Below are 15744 nucleotides of genomic sequence, written 5' to 3'. Positions count from 1 at the left end.
AGCGCATGTTCATATGTCAATGACGTTCAGGTAATTCGTCGCACAAAATGATGGGGAATAGTGGACGAGATTCCGGACTGAGCGGTTTTGATAGCCGATGCCGGGGTGGGTGCCCCCGCGCCGTGCAAAAATTGGAGTATTCTGCAACTATAGGGGGTCCGTTAATCTATTCCAGGCCAAATAAAGCCGCTCAAGAGTTATCCAAAGGCGGTAAACAGACAAGGTCTTCCTCAAATGTTGCCTAACGTTCTCGTTCGATAGCGTTTTTGTTTCTCATTTGGATTAACTTGTGGGTGCTGGAGGGCCGACCCTGCTGAATACTCGCAATTTTGCACATCGCTAGGGTACCCACCTTGTTAGCCGGTCTAGCTTCCGGCCCCGAAGATTCTGCCCTCGGGCGCGAGGCTGCTTATTTGGGCAAATGATGGGCTGTCGGATTCGACAGTCTGCATGTCATCGATTGCCGGAACTTCATTTATTGTCGGGTCATCCAGCGTGATGCCTTCGAGTGTTGCTTTTTCGAGGTCGATTCGTTGACGATCTTCGGAATCCTGGCGAAGCTGCTTCTGAATTCGCTTTTTCTCTTCTATAAACCTTCTGAGCACAAACTGTCTCAGGTCCTCCTGCATGATTTGAAAGTCTTTTGGCAGACGCGAGGGACGTATGCCCTCTTTCCGTTGGATCGCCTCCATGACCCTAACGAAAGCGCTGGCATGCATAAAGGAATAACGACTGACGGTGATGATTCCGTATCCCATGGACGCAAGCGCATTCTTGCGCTCCTCATCGATGGCGCGGTCTTCTTCCGCGTCATGATAAAACCCGTTGTATTCAATGTCTGTGCGAGATTTCTTTAGATACGCATCCATAAAGAACTTTTTGCGTCTCGTGAGATTCTTTGCGGCAGCGGTGACCTGCACCTCGTAATCGGTCTCAATTCCCTTAATACCAAGCCCTCCTTCGCTTTTGGGCAGCGTCAGCATCATGACAAAGGCCGTTTCCATAGGAGACCGGCATCCGTCGCGCACACATTGGATCGCCTTTCGGGCAAGGGCCAGACCGTCGCATCTGGTAATGGAATTAAAGAACTGTTTCAACCTCTTGGTCGAGGTGAGCGCGAAACGCTCGTTATAAGAGGTGGAAGAGCCGGTTCCAAGGGAGTAAACGCCGCACAATTCAAAGTAGTACTCCACCAGTTCGCGAAAAGGGAGATAGGTGGCGGCCTGAAGCGCGCAAAGCTCAACGCCAACAATGAAGATGCCATCTTTGAGCTCTATAAAGCGTGAGTTCGAGAATCGTTTTGACGTAACGTGGCATTGACAGTTCATTGCGTAGCGCGCATTCCTGCGATCAAACACCATCACCTCGATGGAATCATTTGCGTCGAGGGAAACATTGTGTTTGGTGAGCCATTCTGCGGCTGCGTCAAGGAGCGTTCCGGTGGGACATGATCCGTAAATCGCGGCAGGGTTACAGGGCTTGGTGTCTTTCGCAGACGCCGAATGCGCGGCCTGGTAGACCGCTTTTGCAGTGGTATGTGACAATACGATACTCATGGTATATATCGTGTCAGCTAATGCCGTGTTGATGGCGCTGAGTGGGAAAGTCGTTTTAGGGGCCTAACCAAATGCTGTCCAAAAGCTTGACGCAATTATGGGTTGGCACGCCTAAAATCAATGTTCTCGCAGCTTAGCTATAGCATATAAAAACTCAATTGCTGCACATTTGATATCGATGCATCACCATCCGACAACGAATTACGTGTCGGGAATTGGCCGAAATCGTTCAAAATGAGGGTTCAGAATTTGTGATGGCAGATCTATCTGTGGAACGTAGGGCGGCCCCGCTGCGGTGTTTCCCGCTGCGAGGCCGCTCGTGAGCAAGCAGTGTTTGTCGCAGGCGTTGCTATTTCGCGAATAGGTTCTTGAGGTTGAACTCGGCCTGTACCGTGCGGAGCATGAGGTCGGTGTCGTCCAGACCCAGATGCTGCTCGTTGGCGTCGGCGGCGAGGGTTCCGCGGCGGCGCGCCCAGTTCTCGAGTGCGGCGGGGGCGGACTCGCGGGGGAGCGAGCGCACATCGGCATCCAGGCTGCGGCAGATCTGGCGCGAGTCGATGACGATGATCTTACCCGCGCGGCGTGCCTCGGCGTAACCGTCCAGGTGAATCTTGAACCAGCTGTCCTCAAAGGCGGCGTTATGCGCCATGTACGGGTACTTCTTCATAAGCTTGAGCAGCTGCTTTTGCAGCTCCTTGTTCTCGCGGAAGGGCGTTTTGCCGTCGATGTCGTCCCAGGTGATGTGGTGGATATTCGACAGCGGTACATCCTCGCCGCGGTAGATGTCGGGCAGGCCGCAGTAGTGTGCCTCGGTGTCATGCGGGACGGCGTCGCTGGTGAGCTCCATGATCTCCCAGCCGACGTTGATGATATAACCACGCTCGGGTGCACGGCCGGTGGTCTCGATGTCGATGCCGAGCACTGTGCCCTGGATGGGCTTGCGGGCGTAGGCCACGCCGAGCGCGTCGCGGTCGCCGCGGATCTCGCGCATGACCGACGCGGCGGTGCGCTTTTGCATCTTACCGATGGCCGCGCAGGTGTCGGCATCGGACAGACCGCGCGAAAGCGTCGCGGGCGTCACGTTGCGCAGGCGTGCCTCGCCAATCTGGTCGCACAGGTCGCGGTTGCGGTCAGCCAGGTCGCGTACGGTGGCAAAGTCGAAGCCGGGGTCATCCTCGGCGGTAAAGTACTCGGTTTCGAGCACCTTAAGGGCCTCCTCGCCTTTCTGACGCTCGGACTCCATGGCGCCGTGATCGCCATAGATAAACATGGGGATAAACGGCTGACGCTCGTATTCGAGTGCTTGTGAAACGTTCATATAACTGCTCCTTGGACGGGCCACACCGCGCGGCTCGGGTTCATTGAGATGTGGCGAGATGATAGTTTACCATGGGCAACTATTGGCATCGCGCCTAGGACAACTACAATACCCTAGTTGACCGCTAGGACTTTTACAATGCTGCCGAAAGACACGAAAGGTTCCATCCGTCATGGATTTACTGATAGATATTCTGCTCGATGCCGGCAAAGACACGCTCTCGCTGGTGCCGTTTTTGTTGGTGACGTACCTTGCGCTCGAGACGCTTGAGCATGTTGCGGGCGACCGCGTTAACGGCGCCATCAAGCGCGCCGGCGCTGCGGGCCCTGTGGTTGGCTCGTTGTTGGGCATGGTGCCGCAGTGCGGCTTTTCGGCCATGGCGGCCACGCTGTACGCCGGTCGTGTCGTGACCTTGGGCACGTTGGTGGCGGTGTTCCTTTCGACCTCCGATGAGATGCTGCCGCTGTTGCTCGCCGAGCAGGTGCCCGTGCAGACCATGGCGATGCTTTTGGCTTCGAAGGCACTGATCGCGCTGGTCACGGGTTTTATTGTGGACGCTGCCATTCGCGGCCTGCGTCGTAACGCTCGCGCGCATGCGGCGATTCGCCGTACCGTGCTGGGGACCGCTGCCAATCCGGCTCATGTGAACTGCGCGCACGACGACCACAGCGGCGGTGACATCATCGACGAGGTGGCCGAGGCGGGCGTGAGCGCCGACCACATCCACGAGCTGTGCGAGCGCGACCATTGCGGTTGTGATGAAGACGAGAACGAGCACGAACACGGACATGGCCACGATCACGGTCATGAGGGCGAATATGAACACCATGATGGTCACGGTCACTCCCATTCCCACGAAGGGACGCCTGTCCTGTCGATTATCCGCAGCGCCATCTCCCACACCGTGCAGGTATCGGTATTCATTTTCCTGGTGACGCTGATTCTGGTTGCCGTGCTCGAGACGTTCGGCGAGTCCGCAATCGAGCAGTTCCTGCGCGGCAACGAGACGCTTGCGGTCCTGGGCTCGGCACTCGTCGGCCTGATCCCCAACTGCTCGGCCAGCGTCGTCATCACGCAACTGTACCTGGAAGGCGCGCTGCAGCTGGCCCCGATGCTCGCCGGCACGCTTATCTCCGCTGGCGTGGGCTACCTGGTGCTGTTCCGCACCAACCGCAGCGCCCGCGAAAACGCTGTGTTTCTGATCATGATGTATGTCATCGGCGCGGGCTGGGGCCTTATCCTTTCCGCCTTTGGGTTCTAAGTGGATGTTTGGGGCATGTCTTACGATCTACCCCTGTGACCAGGGCATTCCCCGCTGCCAAAACAAAAAGGTAGATTTTCGGGCATGTCCTAAAAATCTACCTTGGTTAGTGCAGCAACTCGGTGAGGTTGCGTTTAAAGCGGGCGCGGTCTTCGCTGGTAAATGCCGCCGGTCCGCGAGTGCGTCCGCCGGCGCGGCGTACCTTCTTTTCCTCGTGGCGAATAAACAACTGCATGTCGATGGTCGCTTTGTCGTAGACGCGCCCGCGCACACCGATGGCGGCGGCATCGCGCCCGAGCACCATGCTCGCCAAGCCAATGTCCTGCGTCACGACCACGTCGCCCGCCTGCAGGCGTTCGACAATGGCAAAGTCGGCGCTGTCGGCGCCCACGCTCACATCGAGCGTCGTGACCCAAAATCCGCGTCGCGCGTGCTCGGCATCGCGCGGGTCGTCGCGGCGAATGTGCCGTTCCAGGTTTTGCGTGCTGTTGCCGGCGATAACGACGGCGACGCCCGCCCGCCGCGCGCAGTCAATCGACTCGCGCGTGACCGGGCAGGCGTCTGCATCAATAAAGAGCGTTCGTGGCATCTAGTGCACCAGTTTGCCAAATTGAATAGCGCGAACAATCAGCGTTACGCCAAACACCAGCAGCGCGGCGCCGCTAAAGATGACGAGCATCTTTGCCGACCACAGCGGATAGATAAACACGAACATGCCGGCGATGATGGAGAGCGCGCCGCTCAGGATGGCGAGGGCGCGGTTGGACGAAAGCTCGGACTCCAGAATGGACATGACACCTTCGACAATCCAGCCAAAGCCGGCCACGATAACCACCATCGTGGTGAGCGTCGCGGTCGAGAAGGCCTGGTTGCGCAGGATTATGACGCCGCCCAAGATAATGAGTAGGTTGGAGATGATGCTCGTCACGCGCCAGCCGGTGGGCAGCAGCGGCTCAAAAATGGCAGTGAACAGCCTGATGGCTGCCGTAATCACAAAGTAAAAACCCAGGACGGTCGTCAAAAAGACGAGGGACTTGGCGGGTGCAAAAAGCAGCGCGATACCAGCAATGAGTGCTAAGACACCCGTGATGGCGTAGATCCAGCGTACGGCCTTGACGGCTTTGCCCGCCATGCTTTTCTCGTCAAATCCAAACTGGCTCGATTTTTGGTCATCGTTCTTAAAGATGCCCATAATGTCTCCTTTCCGTGCGGCGTAAGCCGTGGCTCTTGCAACCAGTATCGCCCAAGGGCGCCGATGTATGGGGTGGAAAGGACGAATTGCCGCCCCACATTCCCGAATTGTTATCTTTGTTCCCGTTTGGATGTGGGATATTCAACAGATGTAGAACATTGCAGCTCTGTTCGTTATTGCCTACGTTTTAGGTTAGATTTTTCTAAGAACAATTGCCTTTTATTTGGGGGTCCCTATGAACGAAGCAGTTCCCGAGGCACCGTCGAGTGTCGAATCGATGGCAAAGCAAGGTTGCGAAAAGCTCGGTCTGGAAGCGTTTGATGCGCTGGTCCGTCGTGCCCGTACGTGCCGTCGCTTTGACGAGTCTATGCGCGTGCCGCGCGAGTTTTTGCTCGAGCTGGCGGAACTGGCGCACCTGGCTCCCTGCGGCGCCAATGCTCAGCGTCTGCGTTTTCATGTGGTAAGCGGTGCAGAGGACTGCGCGCGTGTATTTGACGAGCTTGCATGGGCCGGTGCGCTCAAGGATTGGCCGGGTCCCGATGAGGGCGAGCGCCCGACCGGCTACATCGCGATTCTTGCTGAGCGCGCCGTTCCGGGCAAGCCCGCCGCTCCCATTACCGATGTCGACACGGGCATTGCCGCGCAGACGATGATGTTCGCCGCCCGCAGCGCCACGCCCGAGGTGGCAGCCTGCATGTTCAAGGCCTTTACGTCCCACGCGATCGATGCCATGGGGCTCGATAACGACAAGTATGAGCTCAAGCTGATCATGGCGTTTGGCGTTCCGGCCGAGACGCAGGTGATCGATGCGATCGATTCCAACCCCGACGGCTCCATCAATTATTGGCGCGACGAGGCGCAGGTGCACCACGTACCCAAGCGTTCGCTCGCCGACGTGCTGGTGTAGTTGAGTGTCACCGCGGTGTGATCCGGCGGTAAACCACCACAAAGGCTCCTGTCCCCTTTGTGGTGGTACGAGGGGAGGGTGTGTGGCAGATCTGTATTTGGTGCGGCATGGGCAGACTGAGCTCAATGTGCAGAACATTTTGCAGGGCTGGCACGATTCGCCGCTCACGGAGCGCGGGCGCGAGCAGGCGCTGGCGACGCGTGCGGCGTTTGCGGACCGTGGCGTGACCTTTGACCATGTGTATTCCTCGCCGCTGGGGCGGGCGCAGCGTACGGCCGAGCTTATCGTTGGTAAGGGCCGCACCATAGAACTGGTCGATGACCTGCGCGAGTGGCATTTTGGCTCGCTGGAGGGCACATCAAATCGCGAGATGCCGCCGCAGCCCTGGGGCGATTATCCGGTGGCCTTTGGCGGCGAGTCGGAAGTGCAGCTTCAGTCGCGCATGGTCGCGGCGTTGTCCCGCATCATGGCCAGGCCGCAGCACGACTGCGTGCTGGCGGTTTCCCACGGCTCAGCCTGCCAGGAGTTTCTTGAGTACGTGGCCGGCGGGGGAGAACTGCCCGACAACGGTGCCGTGCTCCATTTTGGCTATTGCGACGGGGCGTTTTCGCTCCTTGATTGGTAACGAACGAAAGGACCCCTATGAATAAAGACCTGTATCTGGTCCGTCATGGACAGACAATATTTAACCTTAAGCGCATCATTCAGGGGTGGAGCGATTCGCCGCTCACGCAGCTGGGCTGCGATCAGGCGGCGCGCGCCGGCATGTTCTTGCGAGCGCGCGGCATTGAGCCCGATCATGCCTACACCTCGACGCTGCATCGCACGGAGCAGACCATCGCTAATCTGTGGCCGGGCCTTGCCTACGAGCGCCTGGATGGCCTGCGCGAGTGGTTCTTTGGCGACTTTGAGGCCGAGCGCGTGATGCTGATGCCCGAGCGTCCGTGGCGTGACTTCTACCGCCAGTTTGGCGGCGAGGGACAGATGCAGGTGCGCGAGCGCATGGTGGCGACGTTGACCGATTTGATGCGACGCCCGGGCCATTCGTGCGTGCTCGCGGTGAGCCATGGCTCGGCCATCAAGGAGTTTTTGGATCACGTGAGGGGAGCAGCGGCCGACGAGCGCGAGCGCGTGCCGGGCAACTGCTCGGTGCTGCATTTTGCGTTTGCCGATGCGATCGACACATTTGACCTGGTCGAAGTCTTTACACAGGAAGATTATGCGCGCGAGTTGGGTCTTGAGCCGCTGGTGGCGGCAGCGGGTCCGCAGCGCGGGTAACGCGGGCGTGGCGATACGGGTCGCCGACATACTTGCTCGATGAGAAAGGGGCGGAGATGCATGCGCTGGCATTGCATCTCCGCCCTTCGTTTGTTGGACTGCCGAGTCTTTGCGCTAAGCGTTTAGGCCCTGCTAGTATCGTGCAATCTGGTGAGTGAGCAGACCCGTTGGAACCTGCGGCGCGCCGCCTGCGACCTGCGCGGCAGGGAACAGCGCGGAAATGACAAAGTTGAACGGCTCCTTGCCCGTGTAGGTGCCGGCGCCGCGGGCCTCGTCAGCCAGGAGCTGTGCCACACCTGCAAGCGCGGCAACGTAGGCCGGATCGTCTGCGGGGACAGGCTCCGGTGCCTGGTCGAGCATGGCGTGGATGGCGGCAACGGCGTCATTGCGTTTGACCTCCCACACGCGATGCGTAATGCCGGCGGGGTCGGTGACGGCATAGAGCGAAGCGCCCTCTTTGGCGGCGCCGAGGATGATATCCATGACAGGCGAGGCTTCGTAGGCGAGCGACACGGGACGAGGCTGAACTTTGAGTTCAGCGATCGCGTGCGCAGCGGCGGCCACGTCAGCGTTGGCATCGCCCTTGCCGCCCGCCAGCGCGCCAACCGGGCAAATCGCCACGACACCCGTTACGCGCCCCGGCTCTCCCGAACACTCGTACACGTAATACGCCGCGCCTGGATCCTTGAGCATCAGGCCGTCGGCGATGGCGCCGCGCAGGGCGTCGTTGCCGCTCAGGATACCACCCATCGCAGGCAGTGCCTCGAGCACGCGGTCCTGAGCTGGACGGATGCAGGGAAACGGAAGTGCTTTCATGGGCGGTCCTAACGAGCGAGTCGGTTTGTTCGCGGCTTATTATGCCCCAACTTGGCTGCTCGCGTCCCAGAGCGTGTTGTCGGCAAGCGCGATCAGCACTTGCTGGCAGCGAACGATATCGGCGTGGGGTACATATTCGTTGGGCTTGTGGGCAAGTGCGAGCGAGCCTGGGCCATAGCTCATGCAGTTGCGGTTGCCTGTCTTGCTGGCAATGACGGCAGTGTCGGTGTAGCCGGTAAAGAAGCCGACGGTCGTGTCCGCGCCCGTCACGTCATCGGCGGCACGCTTGAGCGCCGCCAGAAGCGGAGCGTTTGGGTCGCGCTCAATGGCGGGGCGATCGCCCGTCACAACATAGCTGCCGTGACAGCCGGGGACCGCGGCTTCGGCGTCGTCGATGGCCTGCTCTACTATGCGCGTCGCGGCGGCCGTATCGGTCGGCGGCGTCAGGCGCATATCGACCCAGACCTTGGCGTGGTCGGGCACGACGTAGGGGCGATAGCCGCCCTCGATTTGTCCAAACGTAATGGTCGAAGGCCCCAGCTCATCATGCACGGGCAGCGCCGCGAACGCATGGCGAAGCGAGCACACGACCTCGGACATGGCGGCGACGGCGTCGGCGCCCTTCCAAGGCTGGCTCGCATGCGCCGTGACGCCGGCCATCTCGATCTCGAACCACGTGCGCCCCTTGTGCGCTACCTGAATCTGTCCGTCGGTGGGCTCGGTATCTAGCACCCATTCGCGCGAGCCGACCCAGCCGGCATTGATCGCGGCCTCTGAGCCGCGCATAAAGTCTTCCTCGTCGACCGAGCAGATGAGCGAAAAGCCACGGCGGGGCAGCTCGCCCTCCGCCGCCGCGCGCTCGAACGTGTGGACAAGTGCGGCAATGGCGCAGGCCAGGCCGCCTTTCATGTCGCAGGAGCCGCGGCCATAGAGTTTGTCGTTACGCACAATCGCTCCAAGCGGTGCGATGTCCGCGTCCCAGCCATCGCCCAAGGTAACGGTATCCATATGGCAGATATAGACCAGCCGCGGCTCGTCGCTCAGTACCGGCACGGTGACCATAAGGTTACGGCGCCCGGGCAGCACCTCGAGTTCCTCAATCTGCACGGCATCGAGCGCAGAGCTATCGAGCTGCGCCAGCTGCTGCTCAATGAGCCTCTTAATGAAGCACTCGATCTCGCCCTCATATGCGCCGGGGTCCGAGCTGTCAATCTTCACAAGGTCCTGCGCAAGCCGCCAGGCAAAGTCCTCATCAACCATATGCAACCTCACAATCAGTCTGCTTTCCAAGCCGATTGTAAGCCTCCCAAGAGATCCGCGACGTGCGCGCAGCAGTATTTACCGTTCGCAGGCCGAGCCAGCGCGTTTGCCGTCCAGGCGGGTTTGCAAACGACGCGGTGGGTACGTACCTTTTATGGACGACATACTGTGCGACATATCTGCCTTTCGGTATCACCGGATACCCCCACAGGTCTTGGCAATAATGCCGGACCTGCCCGATTCTGTAGACGATCCGCGCAGGGAGCATCTTTGTGAGCATCCGCTCGTCAAGCATTTCCTGGGCACTCCGTTACACGTGTTGGCGCAAGGCGGCTGCGGACGTAAGGGCGATCGCATTGTCAGGCATGTTTGGAACGGGGAGAGGCCGTTTGATTCCGTGCGGCAGACAGAGTTTGGCCTCGATGTCGCGTCCCCGCTCTTTACCCTGCTGACCCTGGCTTCCTCGGTCTCAAACGAGCGTCTGATCATGTGCATGTATGAGATGTGCGGCACCTTTGCCGTGTGTAAGATTGCGCCTCAGGTAAAGTTGGCACTTGAGCAGGCATATGGGGACCGGTGGGGTGACGCACGGTCGGGCTGGGAAAACGTAAAGGATACCTCGGGGAATCCAACAGACTTGTGGAAACGACCGCCCTTGATCGAGCTCTCTGAACTAACGGAGTTCGCCAATAAGATCCGGGGGCTCCGCGGCGCTAAATCGTTCACGCGTGCCGCGAAGTGTATTACGGGGGTGGCGGCATCGCCGCTCGAGGTCCAGGCTTCGATGCTGTTTGGCCTTACGAGGTTGCGCGGCGGCGAAGGGCTGCGCCTTACCAATAACGTCGAGATTCGCATGACGCGCAGTGCCCGCCTGATTTCGGGGCTTGATCGGCGCTATGCCGATATTCTGCTGGCAAATAAGGACGGCAGCCGAGAGTGCCTGGTTGAATGTCAAGGTAAAGCCATTCATGGATCCATAGAATCCAAGATCTCGGACTCCGATCGAACGACGGCGCTGCAAGCGATGGGATATCCCGTCGTTTTGATGACCTATGGCCAGCTGGCCGACCCCGATGCCTTTCGCGTGGTGATGGAACTTATCATGTCCTATCTCGATGTGCCGTTGAAAGACAAGACGCCGCGGCAGCAGGAGCTCGAACGGCGGCTTCGTGAGGAGATTTTTATCGATTGGGCGGGAATATAGTCGTGCGGGCGGAAAACGGTCGCGCGAGCTAGAGTTTTGGGCGCGAAAAAGGCTTCAATTTTGCCTTGGAGGGACCCTAAAAATGCTATCTAGAATAAGTTGTTTCGGAAAATAGACAGTCAAATTACATTCGATACATAGAGATCGATTTTTACCTATTAAAGTCCCTGATAAAGCTGTTTATCAAAGCGGGTGTGCTTAGCGAATTGAGCCTCACTATCCATTATCCGAAAAAACTTGTTCTGAGTATCATTTTAAAGTCGTCCGGAGCAACGAAATCGCCCCCCATTTCGTGAAAACGGGGGGCGAATGGGCTTCGTGGCCTGCCTGGTAGGCTTGGCGCCGGCTCTATTTGATCACGCGCACGCGATACATCGACGGAATCTGCTTGAGCGCCTCGATGGTGCTGCTGTCCAGGTGCTCGTCCGTGTCGAACATGGTGTAGGCGTTCTCGCCGGCAGACTCGTTGGTCATGCGCTGCACGTTGGCGTTGTCCTTGGCAAGAATTGCCGTGATCTGGCCGATCATGTTGGGCACGTTGGCGTGCAGGCAGGCGATGCGGCTCGCGGCGCGCGCCTTGCCCATGCTGCAGGCGGGGTAGTTGACGCTGTGCGCGATGTTGCCGTTCTCCAGGTAATCCTTGAGCTCGCTGATGGCCATGTCGGCGCAGTTGGCCTCGGCCTCGCCGGTGCCGGCGCCCGAGTGCGTGGTGATAAATGTGTTGGGCATCTTGACGGTCTTGGGTGTGGCAAAGTCGCAGCTAAACCAGCTCAGCTTGCCCTCACGCAGGGCAGCGTCGACGGCGTCCTCGTCAATGATGGTCTCGCGCGCGTAGTTGATGAGCACGGCGTCGGGCGCCAGCAGGTTAATCTGCTCGGTGCTGATCATGCCGATGGTGTCGGCCTTGCTGGGTACGTGCACGGTGAGGTAGTCGCAGCCGCGGCAGAGGTCCTCGAGCGTGCCCACGCGCTGCACCTCGCGGCTCAGCACCCACGCGTGCTCGACGGAAATGAACGGATCGTAGCCGTAGACGTCCATGCCCAGGTCGACGCAGGCGTTGGCGACCTTGGAGCCCACGTTACCCAGACCGATGACGCCGATGCGCTTGCCCTTGAGCTCGCGGCCCACAAAGGCCTTCTTGGCTTTCTCGGCATCGACCTGGATCTCGGGGTCGTCGGCGTTGTCGCGCACCCAGTTCATCGACTGCACCACGCCACGGCTCGAAAGCACCAGCATGCCCAGGACGAGTTCCTTGACGGCGTTGCTGTTGGCGCCGGGGGAGTTAAAGACCACGACGCCCTTCTTGGCGTACTCCTCGATGGGGATGTTGTTGACGCCGGCGCCGCAGCGGGCGATGGCGCGGATGCCCTCGGGCAGCTCGTAGCCGTGCAGGTCGGTGGAGCGCATCAGGATAGCGTCGGCCTCCTCGGCGGTGCTCACAAACTCGTAGCCCTCGCCAAACTCGACCTTGCCGTCCTTGGTGATGTCGTCGATGGTCTTAATCTTGCGCATGGAAAACTCCTTAGCAGGTTTGGTTTAAACAGGTGGTTTGAAGTGGCTGGTCGGCCCGCGGGTTGCGGGCTAGTTAGATCGCGGACTCAAACTATGCTGTGCTTCGAAGTCCTTCATGTACGAGGCCAGTGCCTGCATGTCTTCCATGGTTACGGCGTTGTAGACGCTGGCGCGCATGCCGCCCACCAGGCGATGGCCTTTGACGTTTTGAATCTGGTGCTCGGCCGCGCCTGCGACAAAGGCCGCGTCGAGTTCGGCGTCGCCGGTGCGGAAGGTGACGTTGGCGATGGAGCGGCTGTCGGCCTGTGTGGTGCCATGGAACAGCACGCTGTTCTCGAGCAGGTCGTAGAGCAGGTTGGCCTTGGCCCAGTTGCGCTCGGCCATGGCGGCAAGTCCGCCAGTCTGCTCGACCCAACGGAACACCTTGCCGCACACGTAGATGCCAAAGGTGTTGGGCGTGTTGAGCATGGAGCCCTTGGCGGCCTGGGTCTTAAGGTCCATGTACTGCGGCGTCTGCGCAAAGGCGGGGCCTTCGGCGATCAGGTCGTCGCGCACGATAATCACGGTTACGCCCGCGGCGCCGGCGTTTTTCTGGGCGCCGGCGTAGATGAGCCCGTAGCGCTCGACGTCGAGCGGCTGCGACAGAAAGCAGCTCGAGACATCGGCGACAAGCGGCACATCGCCGCAATCGGGCAGCTCGTGGAACATGGTGCCAAAGATGGTGTTGTTCTGGCAGATGTAGACGTAGTCGAGGCCTTTGCCCGCGGCCTCGGCGGCAATGCGCGCGTTGATGTCGGCCATGTTGGGAATGCGGTCGAAATTGGTGCCCTCGGAGCTCGCGAGCAGCACAGCCTCACCGTACTTGGCGGCCTCTTGGTGCGCCTTGTTGGCAAAGTTGCCGGTCACGACGTAGCCGGCGCGGCCGCGACGCATGAGGTTCATGGGGATGCCCGCAAACTGCAGCGTGGCACCGCCCTGCAAAAACAGGACACGGTAGTTGTCGGGGATGCTCAGCAGGCGGCGCAGGGTTGCCTCGGCGTCGTCGATGATCTGCTGGTACATGTTAGATCGATGGCTCATCTCGAGCACGGACATGCCGCAACCGCGGTAGTCCATCATCTCGTCGGCGATCTCGGCAAGCACGCTGGTGGGCAGTGCGGCCGGGCCTGCTGAGAAGTTGTGCACACGTGCCATCTTCTAAGTCCCCCTCGTAGTCGTTTGAGCGTTCGGGATACTTTAGCACAGTGGAGCGCCAAGCGCGACCGCATCACGGTAGAACTCGACTGCGCCGCTATGATTTACAGGATGGTTACATGGGGGAGGGCGCTCGCTAGGTCTATATCATCGGGATATACCGTGACAAATATTCCTTGAGAGCGGGGTCGCACACATAGAGAAATGTTCCCAGCATGCCGCGTGTCATGAGGACGTAGTAGGCGTTGACGATGATCTTTCGCAGATCATCGTCGCTTGCCTTCTTCTTTGCGACGGCATCTCTGAAGTTCGCCTTGTTGACGCAGACGGCATCCTTGTCGGTGTCGTAGTAAATGTCTGGCCCCAGAATGACGAATCCGTAGTTGAGGTCATAGCCCTGTACTGTATGGATGCATCCGACTTCATTGACGGCGTTGACGGAGTTGACCCAATCCTTTTGAGTTGAGTTCCAACGTTTAGGGATGCCCTCGATGACGATGTCGAACGCGTCTTTGTTATTCTTCGTTTCCCACTTCCACGCAAAGCCTGCCATCATGCGGGAAAGACCAACTTCTTCTTCCTTGGCTTGCTGCAGGGAACAGAAATCCTCAAATCGGTCGACGATTCCAAACTGGTATCTGGGGATATCGCTGTCCGGATCCCCGGCTCGCGAATCGTAAGGCTCCGATGAAAAGAGTTCTTCGAACTTCATGCCGGCATGCATGTACGCCTTGTTGTCGAGTAAGTCGTAGATAAAATCGAGGTATTCGTCGCCACCGCGTACGCGCATTTGCGTGCTTAGGTTGAATTCTTCAGTTTCGATACCCGCTTCTTCGAGCTGATTGAGTCGCTGCTCAAGGCCGTCTCGATTGAGTCCAGATGCGCGGACCTGCTGTTTGGGGTCGTAGAACAGGTAAGCCTTGTCGCAGCATTTGAAAATCCATTCCACCTGGCTGCTCGTACGAGGCAAGTTGAGTCGCTCGCATGTGTTGTAAAAAGCTCCGATGCCGGCACCGGCTGTCAAGTAATTGCCCAGTCGGTGTGCCTCGTCGACAAGCAAGATGTCATACCGATCCGTCTTGGTTGCGTCGCTGGGGGTCAGGATGTCGCCAGGCTTTAACCCAGGAAGATAGTGCGTGAGTTTTTTGAGCGTCTTATTAAGGGACTCCATGGGTGTCACGAAGCCGACCCGCAGGTCGGAAAGGTTGGGCTCATTTTTGATTTTGAACATGAGACTGATGGCGAGAATCGTTTTGCCTGTTCCCGGCGCGCCGTTTACGACGGTCACGCGCTTTCTCTTGGGAGCACCGTGCACAACGTCCTCATGTTCCTGCTCAAGACGCTTGTAAATCGCCTCAATCGTTTCGTATTGATCTGGCGTGAGCGTTTTGAAAGGAGAGAATTTGAACAGGTCGGTATTCTCGAGCTCTTCGATAGGGTGAATCGCATAGTTTTCTTCGCGAAGTTTCGTCCATAGAGTCCGGAACTTCTGGCGATACTGAGGTCGCTCAAAATAATCGAACTGTGCATAGCCGTTGTTGGCATTGGTTACCTGGAATTTTTCGTCGGCGCAGAACAGCTCAATAAGTCGATTCTCGAACTCGAACGTTGCGGATTGGTTGAAGGTGGGATTGTCGATCAGAAGAGTCCGGTCGAAGTCCTTGTCCACGTTTGCAGCGTGTTGTTTCATACGGCGCTGGTAGTTGGTTGTTTGGCCGATGTATGCCGTCTTGTTTCTGCTGTTGGTCAGGATGTAGAGAACAGGCCAGCTTTCGTCGTGGTGCGACCCTGGCTTTGGCGTGCCAAAGTCCTGCAGCGATTCGCTTGTCTTGAAGGGCTGGGGCAGGGGAAGCGTGTATTGCCGAAGGGCGAACTCGTTACTCATGGTAGTCCGCCTTTCTGTATTCGCTGGAGCTGGCGTCGACGGGATAGCGCTCGTCGTTGCGTTTGAGTTTGGACGAGAGCGCCTTTGGGAGGTCGATCCCGTTTAGATCGGCGAAACGCAGGAGAAAGAGGAGCGTGTCAGCGACTTCGTCTTCGATGACTTGGCGCTGATCAGGGTTATCGAACATTCCTGCAATGCGCTCGTCGCTCATAAAGCGGAAAAGCTGAAGGAGTTCGGAGGACTCAGTCGCTATGCCGATGGCAAGCTCCTTTGGCGTGTGATATTTGCGCCAGTCGCGTGCATCGCAAAAGTCCCTAACTTGTGCCGTCATGGCATCGAGCTTATCCATCGTCCGCAGCCT

The 15744-nt window shown here is 58.7% G+C and carries 15 protein-coding genes; 5 read left to right on the top strand and 10 right to left on the bottom strand.

Annotated features, from left to right (window positions below; all coding sequences use genetic code 11):
- Positions 1–365: 365 nt before the first annotated feature.
- Positions 366–1556 carry a hypothetical protein gene (locus DWY05_RS01105; protein ID WP_117820486.1) on the bottom strand — a complete coding sequence of 397 codons (1191 nt, stop codon included), beginning with the start codon at positions 1554–1556 and terminating at the stop codon, positions 366–368.
- 349 nt (positions 1557–1905) lie between these two features.
- Positions 1906–2874, bottom strand: coding sequence for a 3'-5' exonuclease (locus tag DWY05_RS01100; protein ID WP_117820487.1), 969 nt, complete (start codon positions 2872–2874; stop codon positions 1906–1908).
- Between the two features lie 172 nt (positions 2875–3046).
- Here DWY05_RS01100 and DWY05_RS01095 point away from each other — a divergent pair, with 172 nt between their 5' ends.
- Positions 3047–4135 (top strand): putative manganese transporter, encoded by a 1089-nt coding sequence (locus tag DWY05_RS01095; protein ID WP_117820488.1) that lies wholly within the window; start codon positions 3047–3049, stop codon positions 4133–4135.
- Positions 4136–4241: 106 nt separating this feature from the next.
- Here the strand turns inward: DWY05_RS01095 and DWY05_RS01090 are convergent, their stop codons facing one another.
- Together DWY05_RS01090 and DWY05_RS01085 are read right to left on the bottom strand one after the other, a co-directional pair.
- Positions 4242–4724, bottom strand: coding sequence for a DUF188 domain-containing protein (locus DWY05_RS01090; RefSeq protein ID WP_055252057.1), 483 nt, complete (start codon positions 4722–4724; stop codon positions 4242–4244).
- Positions 4725–5327 (bottom strand): HdeD family acid-resistance protein, encoded by a 603-nt coding sequence (locus tag DWY05_RS01085; protein ID WP_117797862.1) that lies wholly within the window; start codon positions 5325–5327, stop codon positions 4725–4727.
- 235 nt (positions 5328–5562) lie between these two features.
- Between DWY05_RS01085 and DWY05_RS01080 the strand changes: the two genes are divergently transcribed.
- The 3 genes from DWY05_RS01080 to DWY05_RS01070 all read left to right on the top strand — a co-directional run bounded on the left by DWY05_RS01080 (position 5563) and on the right by DWY05_RS01070 (position 7512).
- On the top strand, positions 5563–6234 hold the full coding sequence (locus DWY05_RS01080) for a nitroreductase family protein (protein ID WP_117820489.1): 672 nt from the start codon (positions 5563–5565) through the stop codon (positions 6232–6234).
- A gap of 82 nt (positions 6235–6316) precedes the next feature.
- Positions 6317–6859, top strand: coding sequence for a histidine phosphatase family protein (locus DWY05_RS01075; RefSeq protein WP_117820490.1), 543 nt, complete (start codon positions 6317–6319; stop codon positions 6857–6859).
- Positions 6860–6876: 17 nt separating this feature from the next.
- Positions 6877–7512: a histidine phosphatase family protein gene (locus DWY05_RS01070; RefSeq protein WP_117820491.1), complete on the top strand. Its 636-nt coding sequence runs from the start codon at positions 6877–6879 to the stop codon at positions 7510–7512.
- A gap of 132 nt (positions 7513–7644) precedes the next feature.
- Here the strand turns inward: DWY05_RS01070 and DWY05_RS01065 are convergent, their stop codons facing one another.
- The gene (locus DWY05_RS01065; protein WP_117820492.1) at positions 7645–8328 is read right to left on the bottom strand and encodes a DUF1015 family protein; all 684 of its coding nucleotides are present in this window, start codon (positions 8326–8328) and stop codon (positions 7645–7647) included.
- Between the two features lie 39 nt (positions 8329–8367).
- The gene (locus DWY05_RS01060; protein ID WP_117820493.1) at positions 8368–9588 is read right to left on the bottom strand and encodes a M20 family metallopeptidase; all 1221 of its coding nucleotides are present in this window, start codon (positions 9586–9588) and stop codon (positions 8368–8370) included.
- Between the two features lie 223 nt (positions 9589–9811).
- Between DWY05_RS01060 and DWY05_RS01055 the strand changes: the two genes are divergently transcribed.
- Positions 9812–10792, top strand: coding sequence for a hypothetical protein (locus DWY05_RS01055; RefSeq protein WP_147335196.1), 981 nt, complete (start codon positions 9812–9814; stop codon positions 10790–10792).
- Positions 10793–11140: 348 nt separating this feature from the next.
- Here DWY05_RS01055 and DWY05_RS01050 read toward each other — a convergent pair whose 3' ends face one another.
- The 4 genes from DWY05_RS01050 to DWY05_RS01035 all read right to left on the bottom strand — a co-directional run bounded on the left by DWY05_RS01050 (position 11141) and on the right by DWY05_RS01035 (position 15732).
- The gene (locus DWY05_RS01050) at positions 11141–12304 is read right to left on the bottom strand and encodes a phosphoglycerate dehydrogenase (RefSeq protein WP_117820495.1); all 1164 of its coding nucleotides are present in this window, start codon (positions 12302–12304) and stop codon (positions 11141–11143) included.
- 69 nt (positions 12305–12373) lie between these two features.
- Positions 12374–13498: a 3-phosphoserine/phosphohydroxythreonine transaminase gene (gene serC, locus DWY05_RS01045; protein ID WP_117820496.1), complete on the bottom strand. Its 1125-nt coding sequence runs from the start codon at positions 13496–13498 to the stop codon at positions 12374–12376.
- Between the two features lie 142 nt (positions 13499–13640).
- Positions 13641–15383, bottom strand: coding sequence for a DUF2075 domain-containing protein (locus DWY05_RS01040; protein ID WP_117820497.1), 1743 nt, complete (start codon positions 15381–15383; stop codon positions 13641–13643).
- Positions 15376–15732: a nucleotide pyrophosphohydrolase gene (locus DWY05_RS01035; RefSeq protein ID WP_117820498.1), complete on the bottom strand. Its 357-nt coding sequence runs from the start codon at positions 15730–15732 to the stop codon at positions 15376–15378. The genes DWY05_RS01040 and DWY05_RS01035 overlap by 8 nt, the downstream gene beginning before the upstream one ends.
- Between the last annotated feature and the right edge of the window lie 12 nt (positions 15733–15744).

The sequence above is a fragment of the Collinsella sp. AF23-4AC genome, assembly GCF_003462685.1.
Lineage (GTDB): Bacteria > Actinomycetota > Coriobacteriia > Coriobacteriales > Coriobacteriaceae > Collinsella.
This window is presented reverse-complemented; position numbering and strand designations above follow the sequence as displayed.